Source organism: Candidatus Omnitrophota bacterium (genome assembly GCA_028712255.1).
GTDB lineage: Bacteria > Omnitrophota > Gorgyraeia > Gygaellales > Profunditerraquicolaceae > UBA6249.
Map to the genome: position 1 here is coordinate 1 of JAQTQJ010000034.1, position 3,282 is coordinate 3,282.

Here is a 3,282-nt window from a genome sequence, read left to right on the forward strand (position 1 = left end):
GGTATTACTTTATCTCCCCGGTCCACGTATCAACAATAGCATTAGTGACAGATGTCGGCCTAAATCTCTGTAGTCCCGACATAAACAAGCTGATTGCTGTTAACCATACTGCCCCGATTAGAAGCCATTTCTGCAGGTTACTCATCATGCTTTCATTATAAAACTGTAATTGAAATAATCAACCGATTGTTTAGTTTTGATCACTTATATCCAAAATGTTATCGGTTTGAGGCAAGATAAACACCCTTAAAATATGGTATACTTAAATTAGAGCTATTATTTTGCCAGAGGCCAAGATATGGATAAGCTAAACTGTTGGGAATATAAGAAATGCGGGCGCCAACCAGGCGGAACAAATGTTCATGAATTTGGAATATGCCCCGTAGCAATAGAGCAGGTAGCTAATGGATTTAATGGCGGAATTAATGCCGGGCGTGTTTGTTGGGCTATAGCAAGTACAATCTGCGATGGCAAAGTTCAAAGATCAATTGTTGAAAAGTTAAATTATTGCATGGAATGTGAGTTCTTTAAGTTAGTTAGTATGGAAGAAGGGTTTAGTTTTAAAGGCTGCCACGATATTCTTCCCAAGCTTAAGGAATAGAAGTAAAATTTAACTAAATTAAGAAACCGCTAAGAAAGATTCTTTAGCGGTTTTTCATTTATACCACATAAAAGAACAAGAGTTAGGGTTCACTGCTTAAATTCAACTTACAAACTGTGTAGTGTAAGGGGTAAGGTCACCAAAAAATGACTTGGGATTTTTGCTTAATCGGATGTATAATAATTTAAGTTAATCTCAAAAAGGAGGCTCAGATGGAAAACAAGAATACGTGCGTGTGTAACTCAATTTTAACCGGTGTTGGGATATTGCTGCTTCTAGCGGCGGCGTTTGACATTCTTCCCTGGCCCGATAACGTGGTTATATTCACTGCTCTGGTTTGTTTTGTTATGAATGGAATAATTGCCAAAATTGCTAAGAGCGCAAGCAATTGCTGTAAGTAAAATACTCTGTAGAGGTATTCAAAGATAATGGATGATAACTTAGATCCCGAAGCAGATGATTTAGAGCTCACCAAATATTATTCTAAATGCCTTCGTTGCGGTGAGGAGATCTCTAGAAGTGACCTATATACAAGCAATAATAAATTTTTAAGGTGCGAAAGTTGCAACAAAAAATGGCGTTTTTGGAATATCATGCTTTATTTGTGGTTTATTCTCGGTATTCCCATAACTATCCTTTTGTTTAAACTATTATTTCCTGAAAATATTTTTAGTTTTATTTTTGAGTATGCCTTGGTTGGATACCTGGTGATTGGAAGTGTTTGGTGTTTAGGGCTAGTTATAATTGAGATTAAAAAAGGGAAATAGCGGTTAACTGTTGGGGATTATAAGTGATAATTCGGAAAAAAGACGGAAATACCATAATTGTTGTTGTTTCTTTGATCCTAAGTTTTACAGCCGTTTATTTATTCTATAATCATTGGAAAAATGAGAAAAAAGCGAAAAGCGTTTCTGTATCTGTTGATAGCAGTTTAGAATTGAAAGAATTGAGCGATAAGCTATTGCAAATAATCATTGAAGGTTCTGATCTGCAGCAAGCGGATGCTGCAGCTAAAAAAATTAGAAATCTTGCCGAGCTGGTTATAGTTGGGAAAATTATAGCCGTAAGCACGGAGGGACGGGAAAATTCCGGATCAATTAATGCCAATGGGTATTTTACTATAGAGATTGAGTCCGTTAAGAAAGGCAGCTATCCATTAAGTCAGATTAAAATTCTTTTTGGTATGTATTCTAATGAAGTGCCGGTAGTGTTATACCCGCCGCACGTAAAAACTAAGTATCGTTCAGGGGATCGGGTAAAGCTTTATTTAAATTATATACCGGAACTTGGCTGTTATGTTACGGTGGCCGGGTTTTACAGTATCGAACGCTTGATAAGCTTATAAACTTATTCAGACAAAAGGAGGTGGCAAATGGCAAAGTTCTTTATGTACGGAAAGTACACCAAGGAGGGAATGGAAGGTATTTCGGCCGACAGGACCAAAAAGGCACTTGATGAAATATCAAAAGCCGGCGGAAAGGTAAACCAGATGTATGCTCTTCTGGGTAAATATGATATTGTCCTGATTACTGATTTTCCCTCAGTTGCCGAAGTAATGAAGGCTTCGATTGCCTTAAATAAGTTGACTAATATTGCTTTCACCAGTTTTCCGGCGATTACCATAGAGGAATTTGATAAGGTTATTGCCTAAGGTTGAGTAGTTTAAGGGTAATAAGAGATCCCAGGCTCGCAAGGGCTTGGGATTTCTTATTGGGGAAAAAAGGCAGAAAAAAGGCGAAATAGGCGTTTCTTTCTTTAGAAAGTAAGAATAATATAAGATCGATGGAAGCAGGTGTAAATAAATGTCCTGAAAGGGTTAGAGGTAAACCTCTAATAGTGTTGACGTATTAAGTGGTTGTAGTAAAATAGAATCCATAGTTAGAAACGTTAAGGGTTCATTATGCGTATTCTAAAAAAGATCTTAAAAATTACTGCCAAGGTTATAGCCGGTATATTCGCTTTTTATTTTCTCCTAAGCTTGGTTTTGGTGCCGTTAATTTCGCCTTGGATAGCCAGCTGGCAAGCCACTAAGATCCTCAAAACCCCGGTTAAAGTCCGTACCATCCTTTTTAATCCATTCCTGTTGCGCCTTAATATCAAAGGCCTTGAAATCAAAGATAATAATAAACAGTTAATGCTTAGCCTTGACCGTTCCTGGTGCGATTTTAGTTTCTTAAGTCTATTTAAAAAGATTTACCGCGTTGAATCACTGGGTGCAGAAGGGCTTAAGGTTAATGCCGTACTTTCTGAAAATATGGAGATTAACCTGTTAAAGCTAGTTCCGGTGGAAATTCCGGCGCCAGGAAAAGTTAAAGCCCAGCCGGAAAAACCGGTCAGCCAAAAACCTCCAGAAGCAGAGAAACCCAAGCCTTTACCGATAGTAGTTGTTGACCTGATTACTTTAAGCGGCTCAACGGTTAATTTTACCGACTATTCGGTTAATCCTAATTTCGCTACCTCTATAAATAATATAAATCTACGGATTACTAATTTATCAACCAAACCAGATGCTGTCGCCAAGGCTGTTTTTGAGGCTAAGCTGGATGAAAAGGGGCTTATTTCAGCGGAATTATCGGCTAATCCACTTAAGGTTCCTTTATCGCTAGAAACAGTATTTAAACTTAATGATGATGCTCTTCAAATTTTAACTCCTTATGTAGGTAAATATACCGGCCGGAAAG

At 37.7% G+C, this 3,282-nt stretch carries 6 protein-coding genes; all 6 read left to right on the forward strand.

Going from position 1 to position 3,282, the window contains the following annotated elements; all coding sequences use genetic code 11:
- Nucleotides 1–298 precede the first annotated feature (298 nt).
- Nucleotides 299–601: a hypothetical protein gene (locus PHC29_08735; protein MDD5109563.1), complete on the forward strand. Its 303-nt coding sequence runs from the start codon at nucleotides 299–301 to the stop codon at nucleotides 599–601.
- A 212-nt stretch (nucleotides 602–813) separates the two neighbouring features.
- The gene (locus tag PHC29_08740; protein ID MDD5109564.1) at nucleotides 814–1,002 is read left to right on the forward strand and encodes a hypothetical protein; all 189 of its coding nucleotides are present in this window, start codon (nucleotides 814–816) and stop codon (nucleotides 1,000–1,002) included.
- A 27-nt stretch (nucleotides 1,003–1,029) separates the two neighbouring features.
- Nucleotides 1,030–1,368, forward strand: coding sequence for a hypothetical protein (locus tag PHC29_08745; protein ID MDD5109565.1), 339 nt, complete (start codon nucleotides 1,030–1,032; stop codon nucleotides 1,366–1,368).
- Between the two features lie 23 nt (nucleotides 1,369–1,391).
- On the forward strand, nucleotides 1,392–1,946 hold the full coding sequence (locus PHC29_08750; GenBank protein MDD5109566.1) for a hypothetical protein: 555 nt from the start codon (nucleotides 1,392–1,394) through the stop codon (nucleotides 1,944–1,946).
- Between the two features lie 27 nt (nucleotides 1,947–1,973).
- On the forward strand, nucleotides 1,974–2,252 hold the full coding sequence (locus PHC29_08755; protein ID MDD5109567.1) for a GYD domain-containing protein: 279 nt from the start codon (nucleotides 1,974–1,976) through the stop codon (nucleotides 2,250–2,252).
- A gap of 249 nt (nucleotides 2,253–2,501) precedes the next feature.
- A partial coding sequence (locus PHC29_08760; protein MDD5109568.1) for a DUF748 domain-containing protein occupies nucleotides 2,502–3,282 on the forward strand: 781 nt, incomplete at its 3' end.

Bases quoted from the DNA above. Each gene is read 5' to 3' on its own strand.
- PHC29_08735 (MDD5109563.1), top strand. From the start codon at position 299: ATGGATAAGCTAAACTGTTGGGAATATAAGAAATGCGGGCGCCAACCA.
- PHC29_08740 (MDD5109564.1), top strand. From the start codon at position 814: ATGGAAAACAAGAATACGTGCGTGTGTAACTCAATTTTAACCGGTGTT.
- PHC29_08745 (MDD5109565.1), top strand. From the start codon at position 1,030: ATGGATGATAACTTAGATCCCGAAGCAGATGATTTAGAGCTCACCAAA.
- PHC29_08755 (MDD5109567.1), top strand. From the start codon at position 1,974: ATGGCAAAGTTCTTTATGTACGGAAAGTACACCAAGGAGGGAATGGAA.